We start from the raw sequence: 13,035 nt of genomic DNA, 5'->3' as shown, positions 1-13,035 counted from the left end.
ATGAATTTTTCAATCAGTTCCCGACATGTCTGGAGTTGGAATGTCACAGCAGGCCGTCACCGCGACCGACACCGAACCGATCGGCCCGGACACCTGGGGAGCGCCCGCCTGCCCGCCGGGGGTGCTCACGCTGCGCGAGCGGGTGGCCGGATTCGTCCGCGAGCACGTCATGCCGCACGAAGCGCGACTGGACGCGGGCGGCGCCCCCGCGCGCGAACTCCTCGCCCGGCTCAGGTGCCGGGCGCGCGCCGAAGGACTCTGGGGGCTGCCGCTGCCGGTGGAGCTGGGCGGCGCGGGCCTGTCGCTGACGGAGTACGCGCACGTGGCCGAGGCCGAGGGCGCGAGCGACCACGGTCCGGGCGTGCTCGGTTCCACGGCGCTGCTGGACGTGACCACCCTGGCCGGACACGCCGAACCCGCCGTCCGCGACCTCTACCTGCCCCGGCTGGCGAGCGGGCGGCTGAGCATGTGCAACGCGATGACCGAACCGGACGCGCCCGGCTCGGAACCCGGCCTCACCACCACCCGGGCCACGCGCGAGCCCGACGGCTCCTGGACGGTTCACGGGCGCAAGTGGTTCGTCACCGGCGCCGGCGACGCGGACCTGGCCGCCGTGCTCGCCCGCACCTCCGGCGCCCCGCCCTCCACGACCGGCCTGTCCCTGCTGCTCGTGCCCACCTCCGCCCCCGGCTTCCGGGTGGTCCGCGAGCTGCCGGTCCTCGGCGCGGGCGGCCAGTGGGAGATCGCCCTGGACGCGGTCACCGTCCCGCCCGGCCACCTCCTCGGGCGGCCCGGACGGGGACTGCGCGTGCTCGCCGAACGGGTGCGGCTGGGCCGCCTGCTGCGCTGCCTGCGCTGGCTCGGCCAGGCCGAGCGCGCCTTCGCCCTCATGCGCGAGCGGGCCCGCTCACGGCCGACGGCCTCGGGACGGCTCGCCGACCTCCAGCTCGTCCAGGCGCTCGTCTTCGACGCCCTGCTCGCGATCAGGACCACCCGCCCGCTGGTGTTCGAGGCCGTGGCCCTGGTGGAGGCAGGGCTGGACGCCAGAATCGAGACCGGCCTGGCGAAGGTGGCCGCCGCCCGGACGCTGCAACAGGTCACCGACGCGGCCATCCAGGTCCACGGCGCGGCCGGGCTGGGCCCCGGCACCCCGCTGCCCGCGCTGTTTCGCACCGGCCGGATGGCCCGCCTGCTCGACGGCCCCGACGAACTGCACGTCAGCGCGGTGGCCCGCCGGATCCTCGGGTGAGCCTCACTCTCGCGGCCTTTGCCGGGGCACGGGCCCCGGTCCGGCCTTGTCCACCGGCTTCAGGACGACGCATCGTATCGTTGAACCTTCGGTGTAAACTTTGGCGGCATTTCCACCTGTTGACGAGGACGTACCTTCAAAATGCGGTTGCGGCCCATCGACCTGGCGCGCGAGCACGGCCTGTCCACCCAGGCGGTGCGCAACTACGAGGAGGCGGGGATCCTGCCCCCGGCCGAGCGCTCGCCGCACGGCTACCGCCACTACGCTCCGCGCCACGCGGCGGCGTTGCGGACGTTCCTGGCGTCGATCCCCGCGCACGGCCACGCGACCGCGGGGGCGATCATGCGGGCCGTGAACGGCGGCGCGGTCGAGGAGGCGCTGCGGCTGATCGACGAGAGCCACGCGCAACTGGCCGGCGACCGGCACACGCTGGAGGCCGTGGAACGGGCGCTGCGCGACCTGGCGCCGCCGCGCGAGCCGGAGCCGGGGGTGACGTTCATCGGGCCGCTGGCGCGCAGGATCGGCGTCCGGCCGGCGACGCTGCGCAAATGGGAGCGGGCCGGGCTGATCGTCCCCGGGCGCGACCCGCACACCGGCTACCGCGTCTACACCTCCGCCGACGTGCGCGACGTGCTGCTCGCCCACCAGCTGCGGCGAGGCGGGTACGGGCTGGAACGGATCGCGCGGGTGCTGGAGAGGGTACGGGCCGCGGGCGGGCCCGAGCCGCTGCAGGCGACGCTGCGGGACTGGCACGACCGGCTGACCGCGCGGGGCCTGGCCATGCTGGCGGGCGCGGCCGCGCTCGACACCTACCTCAGGACGCCGTAGCTGGGGACGCCGTAGCGCCTGACGGCGGGTTCACCGGTGGCGTGTGATGTGGTGACGGGACGCTAGCCGTGGCCGTGGCTCCCCTCGGGGACGCTGTCCGCGGACATCCCCTCTCCCGGGGCACCCGTCAGGTAGACGTGCTGGTGGCCGTTGCCGGCATCGACATTGATCTGGTCGAGTTGTGTCGCCGCGACCGACCACGCCGTGACGGCGGCGGACCGCTGGCGGACCGCCAGGTCGAGGAAGGTCTTTTGCTGGTCCTCGGGGAGTTTCCGGCCGGCCGCGTACGCGTCGACCGCGATCGCCATGGAGTCCACCGCGCTGCGGAATCCCGCACGGGCCACGTTGGTCGCGGTCGTCCCGGAGGGGGTCTCCGCGTGCCGGTCGACGGCCTGCCGCAGAACGCGCTGCCATCCCTCGACCTCGGCCGCCTCCACCGACCGCGCGCCGGGGCTTCCGTCCTTGGGAAGCACCTCGACGAGCCTGGACAGCACCCCGTTCAGCTCGCCGGCGGTCACCCGCGCCGTGGACGTCAGCTCACCGATCTGCTGGACATCCCGCTTCACCTCCGCCTCCCGCATGTCGGCGATGGCGACCTGGGAGGCGTCGGGGCGACCGACGAGATAGCCCACCGGCCCGGCTATCGCGGCGGCGACGAGAGCGGTCACGAGGTAACGCGCCCAGCTGGAGGACGAACGAGTGCCCGGCTGAGACACAGCACCGGGTCGCCTGGCCGTTTTTGAGGACATCCAGCGGCTCCTGTCACCACGAGTTACGTGGCCGACGCTACCGCTTTCAACGATCTACGTCCATGTGCGCCGTCGAACTCCGTTTCTCGGTGGTCGTCCAGGCCCACCCCCTTCACTTCGCAAATGAAAACGGTTATCGCTATCATGGCACCCGTCCCCTTCCAGGGACGTACGAACAGGACCCACCCCCTTCGGAAAGGAAACCGCATGTCCGCCCACTGCCAGCTCACCGGCGTCAAACCGGTCTTCGGCAACAACGTCTCCCACTCCCACCGCCGCACCCGCCGCCGCTGGAGTCCCAACATCCAGCCCCGCCGCTACTGGCTGCCCACCGAGGGCCGCTTCGTACGACTGACACTCAGCGCCAGAGCCGTCAAGACCATCGACAAGATCGGCATCGAGGCCGCCGTGGCCCGCATCCGCGCCCGGGGAGAACGAATCTGATGGCGAAGAAAAGCAAGATCGCAGCCAACGAACGGCGCAAACTCCTCGTCGCCCGCCACGCGAAGCGCCGAGCCGAACTCAAAGAGATCATCCGCACCGGCACCCCCGACGAGCGAACCCAAGCCGCCCGCGAACTGAGCCGCCAACCCCGCGACGCCAGCGCCACCCGCGTACGCAACCGCGACAGCACCGACGGCCGCCCCCGCGGCCACCTGCGCAAATTCGGACTCTCCCGGATCCGCTTCCGCGAACTGGCCCACCGCGGCGAACTGCCCGGCGTCACCAAATCCAGCTGGTAGGAGCACCCCGACATGGCCGTCCCCAAACGCAAGACCTCCCGAAGCAACACCCGCCACCGCCGCTCACAGTGGAAGACCACCCCACCCGACCTCATCCCGATCACCGTCGGCGAACGCGAACTACTGGTACCACGCCGACTCGTCCGCGCCTACCGACGAGGCCTCCTCCCCTGAGAACCACCCCCCGACCCCACGCCCCCCACACCACGAAAGGAGCTGTCATGTCCGTCCCCGTCGTCATCGTCTCAGGACTGCATCCCGAACCGCGCTCAGCCCTCGTCGACCGCCTGCTCACCGACCACCCCGGATCGATGGCGATCCACCACGACCTGCGAGAGGTGAGCACCGGACGCGTGGAACGCGTCGTACGCGACGCGTCGGGGACACTGGACCTACAGGAGGTACGCCTCGCACACGGCTGCGTCACCTGCACCGTGCGCGAAGACCTCATCCCAGAACTCCTCGCACGAGCGCACTCGACGCCACTGCTCATCGTGGAACTGTGGGACTCGGTCGAACCCCGCACCGTCGCCGAAGCCCTCGCCTGGCACGAGGACACCGTGCACCGCCTGCGCCTGACCGGCGTACTGACCGCCCTGGACGCGGCACGCACGACCGACGACATCAGCTGCGACGACACCCTCGCCGCCCACGGCAAACACGCGGCGGCCGGCGACACACGCCACCTGGCCGAGGTGCTCACCCGCCAGATCGAATACGCCACCGCCCTCATCGTGTCCGGCACGGACGAGGAGGACATCGAACTCACCCTGGCCGTACTCGGCCACCTCGCCCCCACCACCCCGGCCGCACCCCCCGACCGCACCCTGCCCACGGTCACCGGCACGAGAATCGACGTGGAAATGCTCGGAGCCCGCGTCGACCCGGCCACCGCCCAACTACCCTGCGACGCGCAAACCGGGGAGATCTCCACCGTCGTCTGGCACCGGCTACGCCCCCTGCACCCCCAACGACTGTTCGACGCCGTCGACGAACTCGTCACCGAAACCGTCCGCAGCCGCGGCCGATTCTGGCTGGCCAACCGGCACGAACGCCTGCTCGCCTGGGACGCCGTCGCCGGAGTCATCACCATCGAGGACGCCGGCCCCTGGCTGGTCACCCTGCCCGAAGCCGCCTGGGAGACACAAAGCCCCGCCCGCCGCATGGCCGCCACCCTCGACTGGACTCCCCAACTCGGCGACCGCGTCCAGCACCTCGTCTTCACCGGCCCCGACCTCGACCGCGACCGCATCCACCGCCTACTGGACTCCTGCCTGCTCACCGAGACCGAAACCCTGGCAGGCTCCGACATCTGGGCCACATACCCCGACCCGTTCGCCTTCGTCCTCGACCTCGACCTGAAGGAGACCTCCGCGTGAAACCCCGCCGCACCCCCCGCAAGAAGACCAATCCGCTACACGGCGTGAGCCACATCGACTACAAGGACACCACCCTGCTCCGCGCCTTCATCTCCGACCGCGGCAAAATCCGCGGACGCCGCGTCACCGGAGTCACCGTCCAGCAACAACGCCAACTGGCCACCGCGATCAAAAACGCCCGCGAAATGGCCCTGCTCCCCTACGCCTCCACCCCACGACCCCGCTGACCAGGCGAGAAAACACACCGAATGGACAACACCCCGGGAGCGAGCCGTAACGGCGTGCCGTACGAAACCCGCGACGACGACACCGCAGGGACCAGACCACGACCCGCCCCCGCGGCGTACGACCAACCCACCCTTCCCCCAAGCGAGACAGACGGACTCGACGGCCCGCACGCCGCACCCGGCGCGAAACCGCCATCCGTACGCGCTCGAACAGAACCGGACACGTCACGGACTCCGATACGGTCATGGAATGAAGCCGTCGCCTTCCCCCTCACGGCGTCGTCGCGCTGCCGTCCACCGAGAAACAAGCGGGAGAGAACCGTCGGCCACACCCATCCTCGACTGGCAGCATCCCCGGGTGCTGGAGCTGGCGACCGAAGCCCGGCGTAAAGACACCTCGACGGATCGGGATCTCCTGATCACGGCCCACCGGCTCATCACCGCGCGAATACGCCCGGTGTATGCCATGAACGACACCCAGCCGGTCTCCAGAACGCTTCTCCTGGAGCGCGGATCGTGCAGCCAGCGACTGGCGGCGCTGGAAGCGGTAGGACGGGCCCACGGAATCGCCAGCCGGGTCAGGGGATTACTGGTGAGCGGACGCTTCTGGCACCCTCGCTTTCCCCGGCTACGAGCATTGGTCCCGCGCCAGGTGGTGCTCGCCTGGCCGGAGTTCCTGCTCGACGGTGAATGGGTGACCGTCTCCGAGTTGTACGGCGAGCTGAACACGCTGCGGAGGAAGGAGGGATTCACCAACATCGGTGCTGAGACGCTCTTCGACGCGGTGGCCCGCACCGCCGTCGATTGGGACGGCATCACCGGCTCATCATGTGACCTGTCCAACTACGTGCTAGCCGACCTGGGATATTTCAGCTCCCGCGATGCCTTGTTCCGGGCGCACGGCCAGACATTGTGCACGCCGGTCCGCATCACCGCCGACCTCGTCATGGGGCGCCGGTCGGCTTGAGACGCGAGCCTCGACCACATCCCGCACGGCCCCGCCGGAAGCCAACCCCCGACCGTCCCGGAGAAGCCACCATGACCCCGCCCGAGAACATCACAACCTGGCACGACGCCCGCTACGACCTGCCCGTCAGCCGGCAACTGGAGCGCTACAACGAGCTGGCCGCCCGAAACGCGTCAGCCCGCGCCCGCGCGGAACTGATGGCCCGGGGAACCTACGACCCCACCCGGCACGGAACCGAAGACCGGCCCCCGCTCACCGTCGCCGAACACCTCGAACTGCTGGCACTGGCCGAGAGCATCGCACGCACCGTACGCCACCCCGCCAACATCCACCACGCACTGCTGGCCGGAGCCACCTGGGCCGACATCGCCCTCGCCCTCGACTCCGACGCCACCACCCTGCGGCAGGACTACCGGCAGTGGGCCGACGACCAGCACGACCTCAACCAGCACCACCCCACCCTCGGCATGACCGCCGACGAGCACACCGCCGCGATCGCCAGAACCACCCAAGACCATCCATGACCACCCGCTCACCCCGAAGGTAGCTCATCAAGACCCTCCGGGCTGCCGCAAAGCCGCAGCCCACTGCCGGTGACGGGTCCCGGAATCGACGAGAACACAGTCACCACACTTGCCGCCCCCGGGCAGACGGTAGAACAGACAGCAGGTACGCCGAACGAAGAACGGCTGCCCGGGAACGGGTTCGACCAGATCACCGCCACCCCGCAACACTCCCAGCGCGAGCAGCTCACGCCCAAGCGCGATAGCCCGAACGGCGAATCCGGGGCACCGGTCGACGACGGTCCGAACCGTTCCGGCCAGCGCGGAGGCGGCATTACCCCACAACAGCCCAGGGGCAATCCCCACGACCTCCCGTACGGACCACGCCAACGGCTCCAGCACCTCGGTCAGCACACCGCGATACAACGGTTCGGCGACCCCGGCGGGATCAAGGATCCGCCGACCGGTCGGACGCTCGGCCCGCAGCGGCAACGGCCCGCCGGACACCTCCCGCCAGTGAACAGACGCCAGGTCCAAGAGCAGATCATGCGTTACCACCGCACCGACGACAGGTGACCACAGGCGAGCGGCAAGCCCCTGAAACAGGATCGAGGCCGCCACCCTCGGCTCGTCGGTCCCCAGACGTCCGGCGACATCGATGATCCGCCGCCGCAGGAGCCCGGAATCGGCCGCCAGATCAATGAGCGGTCGCCAGCCCACCTCGATCGGACCGACCTCGAGCTCGAAGTAACCACTGATCGCGGAAACATCGGCGACCGCGGCCGACACCTCCGACGGTGATGCGGGAAGCAGCCCCGGCCAGGCGACAGAAGCCACGTCGTCGGCGCGTCCGGAGCCGGTGGGCCGGGGGCCAGGCATGGCGATCACCGTTCCTCCCTTGGGGAGATCCGCCCCAATTTCTGCGAGGAGGCGACCGCGTGAGTCTCCTGGCTCTCGGGTCAACGCTCCTCCCGGCCTTCCCACCCGTTATCCGGGCAGTGGCTTCGTCGGGATTCGCTCGCCGATCACAGTGGCGGGACCGCGCCGGATTCACACCGGCTTCCTCAGTCCGCCGTCGCCTACGCCAACCATGCTCGCACAACCACCATCAACGACAAAGCAGACCTCGGCTTCGCCGCGCCTGCGAAAACCCTGCGGAAGCCGTGACGATCGACATGACCGGCCGGGCGACCCACCGGAGCCGTGACCGGCCCTGAAGATCCCCCGCACCTCGCGCTGAGCCCCATCACCCCCGGAAGTTTGGGCTGTGAGCCCAGTCCCCTCCCGGGCCCCGTTGAATCGGCCTGGCGAACCAATGACGAAGCCACGAAGCTCACGACGGAGAGGAACCCATGCGTGTCACCAACCACACCGGGCGAACGGCACCGATCACCGGCGACGGCGTGATCGACATCGAGAAGACCGACGGTGTTGCTCGTAGGTGATGGTTTTGTGGTTTGCGTTTAAATGATCTTGAATCTGGTCGGGCGCCTTTACAATGTAGATTTATTTCGCGGCCCGGTCCGGACCGCCGATCGGCCAGATGGTCCGGACCGGGCCCTTCGCGGTGACCGCGTCCCGGGGTGGGACCCGCACGGACACGCCGACTGACTCCCGCGAGCCGCCGTGCCCCTACTCGAAGAGGGACGGGTCTCCGGTGCCCCGGCGGAGAATCTCGGGCTCGTCCTGCGAGAAGTCGACGACCGTCGTCGGGACGGCGCCGCACTCACCGGCGTCGATGACGGCGTCCACCACGTGATCGAGCCTCTCCTTGATCTCCCAGCCCTGCGTCAGGGGCTCGGCCTCGTCGGGCAGTAGCAGGGTGCTCGACACCAGCGGTTCGCCGAGCTCGGCCAGCAGCGCCTGTGTGACGACATGGTCGGGGATCCGGACACCGACCGTCTTCTTCCGGGGGTGCAGCAACCGCCGCGGCACCTCCTTGGTCGCGGGCAGGATGAAGGTGTAGCCGCCGGGGGTCGCCGCCTTGACCGAGCGGAACAGCGCATTGCTCACATGCACGAACTGCCCAAACTGGGCAAAGTCTCTACAGACCAGGGTGAAGTGATGATCACTGCCGAGGTCGCGGATCTCTCTGATCCGGTCGATGCCTTCCTTGTTTCCCAGCCGACACCCCAGCGCGTAGCCCGAGTCCGTTGGATACGCGATCAGCCCGTCCGTACGCAGAATCTCGACCACCTGGCCGATCAGCCGGGGTTGGGGAGTGTCCGGATGCACATCGAAGTATTTCGCCACACCCCGAGCTTAGGAGCGAACACCACCTCGCATGACACGCGGCACCGAGACCTTCAAGATCCCGAGGCGCCCCGCAACGGCGGTCATCGCCGTGCGGACCTCGTATGGACGCTCATGTGAAGCGCCGGTAGGTGATGGGCTGCGCGCCGGCCACCGGCTGGATCCTGACGTGGTCGCCCGTCCGCGGGGCGGCGATCATCTTGCCGTCGCCCATGTAGACGGCGCAGTGGGTCGCCGGATCGCCGAAGAAGACGATGTCCCCCGGCCTCGGCGGACCGGTGATCGGCTGGCCGCTCGCCTGGTACCCGGCGGCGGTGTTGTCTCCGATCTTGATTCCCGCCTCGTTCAGCGAGACGTGCACCAGACCGCTGCAGTCGAACGCGTCGGGCCCGTCGGCGCCCCAGACGTAAGGTTTGCCGATGTGGCTCCTCGCGGCGGCCACGACGTCGGCTCCGGTACCGTCGCCGGTGACCGTGTACGGGATCGCCCGGCCTCCCCCGCCACCTCCGCCTGAACCACCGGCGTCGCCGCCCTGTCCCCCGCCACCGCCGTTGCCGCCGTTGCCGCCGCCGCCCGGTGAACCGGGTTCCGTACCGGCGAGCGTGGTGGTGCGCAACTCCTCCTCGGGCACCGGCACCCACCCGGTGGTGTGCCCGGGGCCGGGGACGAAGCCCTGGTCGCCCGCGGCGGGGATGGCGGAGAACACCAGGGCGTCGCCGAGGTGCTTGTCGAGCTCGCCCCGCGCGGTGGACAGCGCGGTCTCGGCCGAGTCGACGTACCCCTGCAGGAGGGACACCGCCATCTCGACCTGTCGGCCGATGCCCCGCCTGAGCTGCTCCTCGGTGGCGTGCGGGTTGGCACGCCGGTACTCCGCCACCCAGGACAGCAGGTCACCGCAGACGCGTTCGGCGTTCGACTTCGCCGTCTCGACGGCACCGGCGGCGGTGTCCAGAGAGCCCGCGCAGTCGCCCAGCGCGTCGCGCAGGGAGGCGCCCGTGCTGTTGTATCGCCGCATGTACGCCACGAAGGCGTCGGCGGAGGCACCCCTCCAGGCGGTGTCCACCTGGTTGACCGCCTTGTTCAGGAGCGTGAACGGCTCGCCGGACGAGCTGACCGCCTTGCGCCACCGGGTGGCGATCGCCCGGATCGCGGCCGGGTCCCCGTCCGTCCTCTTCGCCAGCGCGGCCAGGGCCTGTCCCCCGGGCAGTGCCGCCACGGCATCCATGTCGGTCATATGGCGGGAAGGTGGTTCCCGGTGTCCCGCTCGGCCGCGGTCACGTTGTCCTCGATGGTGTCGAGGGCACGTTCGACGCCGTCGAGACGGCTCTTCACCGTGCCGAGCTCTCTGTCGGCGTGCCCTTCGACCCGGCCGATCGCGTCGGCCAGTTCCTGGGCACCGGCCAGGGTCCCGAAGATCGACGGACTCGCGCCGCTCGCGGCCGGGAAGTCGTCGCCGACACCGGCGAGCTTTCTCCCCTCGGTGTTCACCGCGACGCGCAGCCTGGTCAGCGCCTCGCGGTTCAGGTCGAGTTCTCCCACCGGAGCCGGCTCCCTCCGCCGTCGCCGAGAGACCGGCTGCCCGGACGACGATTTGGCTCGTTGACCGGTTGCCTGCCCACCGTCCGGCCGTACCTACCAGGAAGCGATCTTATCCACCCAACAGCGATCATCGCAGTACAAAAGAGCATCCGTCATTTCAGCCCGCCGGTCGCGGCCTCCTCGGCGGTGAGCGGCTCAAGCCGTAGCCGGAAGTCCGAAGTGACCGCCTCCGCCAAACCTGGAAAACCCTCCCCTAAGCAACACATGTTGACTAACTTCAGATTAGTCAATTAATGTTGCTTACATGCCGGTCAGTGATATCCCCGAGCCCCAGGACCCCGCCGACGCGCTGGCGGCCGTGGTGGCGCTGCGGCGCCTGGCCGACCAGTTGGAGAACGCCGCCGTCGAGCGGGCGATGCGCACGGGCTGGAGCTGGCCGCAGGTCGCCGAAGCGCTCGGCGTGACCCGTCAAGCGGTGCACAGGAAGCACGCCGAGCGGCTCATCGCCGCGGGCGTCAAGCTGAGGAGACGTTCACCATGAGCATGTTCACCATGAGCACGTTCGACAGATACCTCCATACGATCATCACGGAGGGAGCGGTCGAGGCGCAGCGGCACGGATCGGCCACGGTCGAGGCGCAGCACCTCCTGCTGGCCGTCACGGCCCAGGAGGGCACCGCCCCGCAGCGCGTCCTGGCCTCCGCCGGTCTCGACCACCAGGCGGTCCGGGCCGCCCTCGACCGGGAGTTCGACCACAGCCTGAGCACGGTCGGGGTGTCGCGCGCCTCCTTCGGCATCCCCCTGTCGAGCGCCACGCTCAGGCGCCCGCCCACCATGGGCGCGACGGGCAAGCTCGCCCTCGATCGTGGCTTCGCCCTGGTCTCCCGCAAGAAGGACCTGCGACCGGCGCACGTGCTGCTCGGAATCCTGCTGGCCGAGGTCGGCACGGTGCCACGCGCCCTGGCTCTGGCCGGTGTCGACCGTACCGACCTGCTGACCCGCGTCCGGGACATCGTCGCGAACGACGACATCGGGTAGCGACCACACCGGCCCCTCCCCCGGCTCGGAGGCGGTCCGCGCCCGGCTCACGAGCACATCGGACGGCGGGCTCCACCGGCCACGCCCCACTCCCCCACATCCGCCGGGTACGCCCATCCGAGCGGATCGCCCGGCACCGCCTTCCGCGGCCTCCCCTCCTGTCGGCACGGCCCTGCCTGACCCCACCCCCTCCGCCCTCCGGTCTTTCTTCCATGCCCAAGGAGACAACGTGTCCATGTTCCATGCCCGCGCGGGCCTGCTCGTCGCCGTCCTGACCGTGACGGGGACCGCCATGATGAACCCCGCCTCCGCGGCCGACCGCGACCGGGGCCACCGTGAGATCCAGCGGGTACTCGACCAGGCCGTGGCAGGCGGCGGTGGCCCCGGCATGGTCGCCGAACTCAGGGACGCCCGTACGAAACCGTGGTTCGGCACGGCGGGGGTGGCCGACATGACGACCGGCCGCAAGCGCCACCCGGGTGAGCACTTCCGCATCGGAAGCCTCACCAAGGCGTTCACCGGCACGGTGGTCCTGCAACTGGCGGCCGAAGGACGGCTCGCCCTGGACGACACGGTGGCGACGTGGCTGCCCGGCGTGGTTGAGGAGCATCTCGGCGCGGACGGCACCGCGATCACCATCAGGCGACTGCTCAACCACACCAGCGGACTCCCCGACGCCATCCTCGGCCAGGAGCCCCCGCGCCCCGAGGAGCCGGGGACGCGCTTCATCTACTCCAAGGTCAACTACAACCTCGCGGGAATGATCGTCGAGCGTGCGACCGGCGCGCCCCTCGCGGAGGCGATCGAACACCGCATCGCCCGCCCGCTCCACCTGGGGGGAACCTACCTGCCGGGCACCGAGGAGACGACGATCCGCGGCCCGCACGCCCGCCACTACTCCACGCTGGGCGAGACCGGCCCCGGCGCGAACATCCACGACGTGACCGAGATGGACGTGAGCTGGGCGGGGGCCGCCGGTGGCATGATCTCGACGACCTCGGACCTGCACCGGTTCCTCAGCGCCCTGCTGGGCGGTCGCCTCCTGCCGCCCGCCCAGCAGGAGGAGATGTTCACCACCGTCTCGACGGAGGGCTCGGACTGGGTCCCGGACACCGGGTACGGCCTCGGCGTCTACTCCCAGAGGCTCCCGTGCGGGGTCACGGTCTGGGGCGGCGGCGGCTTCATCCAGGGCTCGATGTCGTACGCGATGGGCGACCGCCAGGGCACCCGTACGCTGGTGAGCAACCTGAACGGCGACTGGAACGACTTCCTGGGGACCTTCACCGAACTCCTCGAGACGCGCTTCTGCTAGGAGCGGGCGGCAGCACCCCACGCCGCATGCCCGGTCCCGATGTCCGTCCGGCACGAAGTGCCCACCACGCGATCAAACTGCCCGGCCTGTGGTGAGTATGGGCGGGGTCGGTCACGGTGGTAGCCAAGAACAGCGCAGGTTCGGCACGCTCGATTTCGTCCGGCCAGCCAAGTGACGGCGTGTTCTCAAAAACGCCTGTCACTGACGCAACTCCCCGTAAGAGTGACCACCGTCGGGATGAGCGAGGA

17 protein-coding genes and 1 riboswitch are annotated in these 13,035 nt (G+C 69.8%); of the genes, 12 read left to right on the top strand and 5 right to left on the bottom strand.

Going from position 1 to position 13,035, the window contains the following annotated elements:
- The first annotated feature begins 40 nt into the window (after nucleotides 1–40).
- Entirely contained in the window at nucleotides 41–1,249 is a 1,209-nt protein-coding gene (locus ABD817_RS21220) for an acyl-CoA dehydrogenase family protein (RefSeq protein WP_344919783.1), read from the top strand.
- Between the two features lie 141 nt (nucleotides 1,250–1,390).
- The gene (locus ABD817_RS21215) at nucleotides 1,391–2,077 is read left to right on the top strand and encodes a MerR family transcriptional regulator (RefSeq protein ID WP_344919782.1); all 687 of its coding nucleotides are present in this window, start codon (nucleotides 1,391–1,393) and stop codon (nucleotides 2,075–2,077) included.
- 62 nt (nucleotides 2,078–2,139) lie between these two features.
- Here the strand turns inward: ABD817_RS21215 and ABD817_RS21210 are convergent, their stop codons facing one another.
- Nucleotides 2,140–2,745, bottom strand: coding sequence for a hypothetical protein (locus tag ABD817_RS21210; RefSeq protein ID WP_344919781.1), 606 nt, complete (start codon nucleotides 2,743–2,745; stop codon nucleotides 2,140–2,142).
- A 288-nt stretch (nucleotides 2,746–3,033) separates the two neighbouring features.
- On the opposite strand from ABD817_RS21210, the gene rpmB reads away from it, so the two are divergent.
- The 7 genes from rpmB (at nucleotide 3,034) to ABD817_RS21175 (ending at nucleotide 6,666) form a co-directional block, all read left to right on the top strand.
- Nucleotides 3,034–3,270 carry a 50S ribosomal protein L28 gene (rpmB, locus tag ABD817_RS21205; protein WP_344919780.1) on the top strand — a complete coding sequence of 79 codons (237 nt, stop codon included), beginning with the start codon at nucleotides 3,034–3,036 and terminating at the stop codon, nucleotides 3,268–3,270.
- Entirely contained in the window at nucleotides 3,270–3,569 is a 300-nt protein-coding gene (rpsN, locus tag ABD817_RS21200; protein ID WP_344919779.1) for a 30S ribosomal protein S14, read from the top strand. Before rpmB ends, rpsN begins: the two co-directional genes overlap by 1 nt.
- A gap of 12 nt (nucleotides 3,570–3,581) precedes the next feature.
- Nucleotides 3,582–3,743 carry a 50S ribosomal protein L32 gene (gene rpmF, locus ABD817_RS21195; protein ID WP_344919778.1) on the top strand — a complete coding sequence of 54 codons (162 nt, stop codon included), beginning with the start codon at nucleotides 3,582–3,584 and terminating at the stop codon, nucleotides 3,741–3,743.
- 47 nt (nucleotides 3,744–3,790) lie between these two features.
- Nucleotides 3,791–4,948: a CobW family GTP-binding protein gene (locus ABD817_RS21190; protein ID WP_344919777.1), complete on the top strand. Its 1,158-nt coding sequence runs from the start codon at nucleotides 3,791–3,793 to the stop codon at nucleotides 4,946–4,948.
- Nucleotides 4,945–5,175, top strand: a complete 231-nt coding sequence (rpsR, locus tag ABD817_RS21185; protein WP_344919775.1) for a 30S ribosomal protein S18 — start codon at nucleotides 4,945–4,947, stop codon at nucleotides 5,173–5,175. The genes ABD817_RS21190 and rpsR overlap by 4 nt, the downstream gene beginning before the upstream one ends.
- 250 nt (nucleotides 5,176–5,425) lie before the next feature.
- Nucleotides 5,426–6,142, top strand: a complete 717-nt coding sequence (locus ABD817_RS21180) for a transglutaminase domain-containing protein (RefSeq protein ID WP_344919774.1) — start codon at nucleotides 5,426–5,428, stop codon at nucleotides 6,140–6,142.
- 71 nt (nucleotides 6,143–6,213) lie between these two features.
- Nucleotides 6,214–6,666: a hypothetical protein gene (locus ABD817_RS21175; RefSeq protein ID WP_344919773.1), complete on the top strand. Its 453-nt coding sequence runs from the start codon at nucleotides 6,214–6,216 to the stop codon at nucleotides 6,664–6,666.
- A 27-nt stretch (nucleotides 6,667–6,693) separates the two neighbouring features.
- Here the strand turns inward: ABD817_RS21175 and ABD817_RS21170 are convergent, their stop codons facing one another.
- The 4 genes from ABD817_RS21170 to ABD817_RS21155 all read right to left on the bottom strand — a co-directional run bounded on the left by ABD817_RS21170 (nucleotide 6,694) and on the right by ABD817_RS21155 (nucleotide 10,437).
- Nucleotides 6,694–7,524, bottom strand: coding sequence for a (2Fe-2S)-binding protein (locus ABD817_RS21170; protein ID WP_344919832.1), 831 nt, complete (start codon nucleotides 7,522–7,524; stop codon nucleotides 6,694–6,696).
- A gap of 44 nt (nucleotides 7,525–7,568) precedes the next feature.
- Nucleotides 7,569–7,751, bottom strand: a riboswitch (cobalamin riboswitch).
- A 526-nt stretch (nucleotides 7,752–8,277) separates the two neighbouring features.
- Nucleotides 8,278–8,898, bottom strand: coding sequence for an L-threonylcarbamoyladenylate synthase (locus tag ABD817_RS21165; protein ID WP_344919772.1), 621 nt, complete (start codon nucleotides 8,896–8,898; stop codon nucleotides 8,278–8,280).
- A 112-nt stretch (nucleotides 8,899–9,010) separates the two neighbouring features.
- Nucleotides 9,011–10,132, bottom strand: a complete 1,122-nt coding sequence (locus ABD817_RS21160; RefSeq protein ID WP_344919771.1) for a bifunctional WXG100 family type VII secretion target/C40 family peptidase — start codon at nucleotides 10,130–10,132, stop codon at nucleotides 9,011–9,013.
- Nucleotides 10,129–10,437: a hypothetical protein gene (locus ABD817_RS21155; RefSeq protein WP_344919770.1), complete on the bottom strand. Its 309-nt coding sequence runs from the start codon at nucleotides 10,435–10,437 to the stop codon at nucleotides 10,129–10,131. The genes ABD817_RS21160 and ABD817_RS21155 overlap by 4 nt, the downstream gene beginning before the upstream one ends.
- 304 nt (nucleotides 10,438–10,741) lie before the next feature.
- Here ABD817_RS21155 and ABD817_RS21150 point away from each other — a divergent pair, with 304 nt between their 5' ends.
- The 3 genes from ABD817_RS21150 (at nucleotide 10,742) to ABD817_RS21140 (ending at nucleotide 12,787) form a co-directional block, all read left to right on the top strand.
- Nucleotides 10,742–10,978 (top strand): hypothetical protein, encoded by a 237-nt coding sequence (locus ABD817_RS21150; RefSeq protein WP_344919769.1) that lies wholly within the window; start codon nucleotides 10,742–10,744, stop codon nucleotides 10,976–10,978.
- Nucleotides 10,975–11,475, top strand: coding sequence for a Clp protease N-terminal domain-containing protein (locus tag ABD817_RS21145; protein ID WP_344919768.1), 501 nt, complete (start codon nucleotides 10,975–10,977; stop codon nucleotides 11,473–11,475). Before ABD817_RS21150 ends, ABD817_RS21145 begins: the two co-directional genes overlap by 4 nt.
- Before the next feature lie 235 nt (nucleotides 11,476–11,710).
- Entirely contained in the window at nucleotides 11,711–12,787 is a 1,077-nt protein-coding gene (locus ABD817_RS21140; RefSeq protein WP_344919831.1) for a serine hydrolase domain-containing protein, read from the top strand.
- Nucleotides 12,788–13,035 lie beyond the last annotated feature (248 nt).

Source organism: Streptosporangium oxazolinicum, assembly GCF_039537505.1.
Lineage (GTDB): Bacteria > Actinomycetota > Actinomycetes > Streptosporangiales > Streptosporangiaceae > Streptosporangium > Streptosporangium oxazolinicum.
Note: the sequence above shows the minus strand (reverse complement) of the source record. Positions and strands in the feature narration are given on the sequence as shown.

What these genes read in the sequence shown, in the direction of transcription:
- ABD817_RS21220 (WP_344919783.1), top strand. Translation starts at nt 41, where the DNA reads ATGTCACAGCAGGCCGTCACCGCGACCGACACCGAACCGATCGGCCCG.
- ABD817_RS21215 (WP_344919782.1), top strand. Translation starts at nt 1,391, where the DNA reads ATGCGGTTGCGGCCCATCGACCTGGCGCGCGAGCACGGCCTGTCCACC.
- rpmB (WP_344919780.1), top strand. Translation starts at nt 3,034, where the DNA reads ATGTCCGCCCACTGCCAGCTCACCGGCGTCAAACCGGTCTTCGGCAAC.
- rpsN (WP_344919779.1), top strand. Translation starts at nt 3,270, where the DNA reads ATGGCGAAGAAAAGCAAGATCGCAGCCAACGAACGGCGCAAACTCCTC.
- rpmF (WP_344919778.1), top strand. Translation starts at nt 3,582, where the DNA reads ATGGCCGTCCCCAAACGCAAGACCTCCCGAAGCAACACCCGCCACCGC.
- ABD817_RS21190 (WP_344919777.1), top strand. Translation starts at nt 3,791, where the DNA reads ATGTCCGTCCCCGTCGTCATCGTCTCAGGACTGCATCCCGAACCGCGC.
- ABD817_RS21180 (WP_344919774.1), top strand. Translation starts at nt 5,426, where the DNA reads ATGAAGCCGTCGCCTTCCCCCTCACGGCGTCGTCGCGCTGCCGTCCAC.
- ABD817_RS21175 (WP_344919773.1), top strand. Translation starts at nt 6,214, where the DNA reads ATGACCCCGCCCGAGAACATCACAACCTGGCACGACGCCCGCTACGAC.
- ABD817_RS21170 (WP_344919832.1), bottom strand. Translation starts at nt 7,524, where the DNA reads ATGCCTGGCCCCCGGCCCACCGGCTCCGGACGCGCCGACGACGTGGCT.
- ABD817_RS21160 (WP_344919771.1), bottom strand. Translation starts at nt 10,132, where the DNA reads ATGACCGACATGGATGCCGTGGCGGCACTGCCCGGGGGACAGGCCCTG.
- ABD817_RS21150 (WP_344919769.1), top strand. Translation starts at nt 10,742, where the DNA reads ATGCCGGTCAGTGATATCCCCGAGCCCCAGGACCCCGCCGACGCGCTG.
- ABD817_RS21145 (WP_344919768.1), top strand. Translation starts at nt 10,975, where the DNA reads ATGAGCATGTTCACCATGAGCACGTTCGACAGATACCTCCATACGATC.
- ABD817_RS21140 (WP_344919831.1), top strand. Translation starts at nt 11,711, where the DNA reads ATGTTCCATGCCCGCGCGGGCCTGCTCGTCGCCGTCCTGACCGTGACG.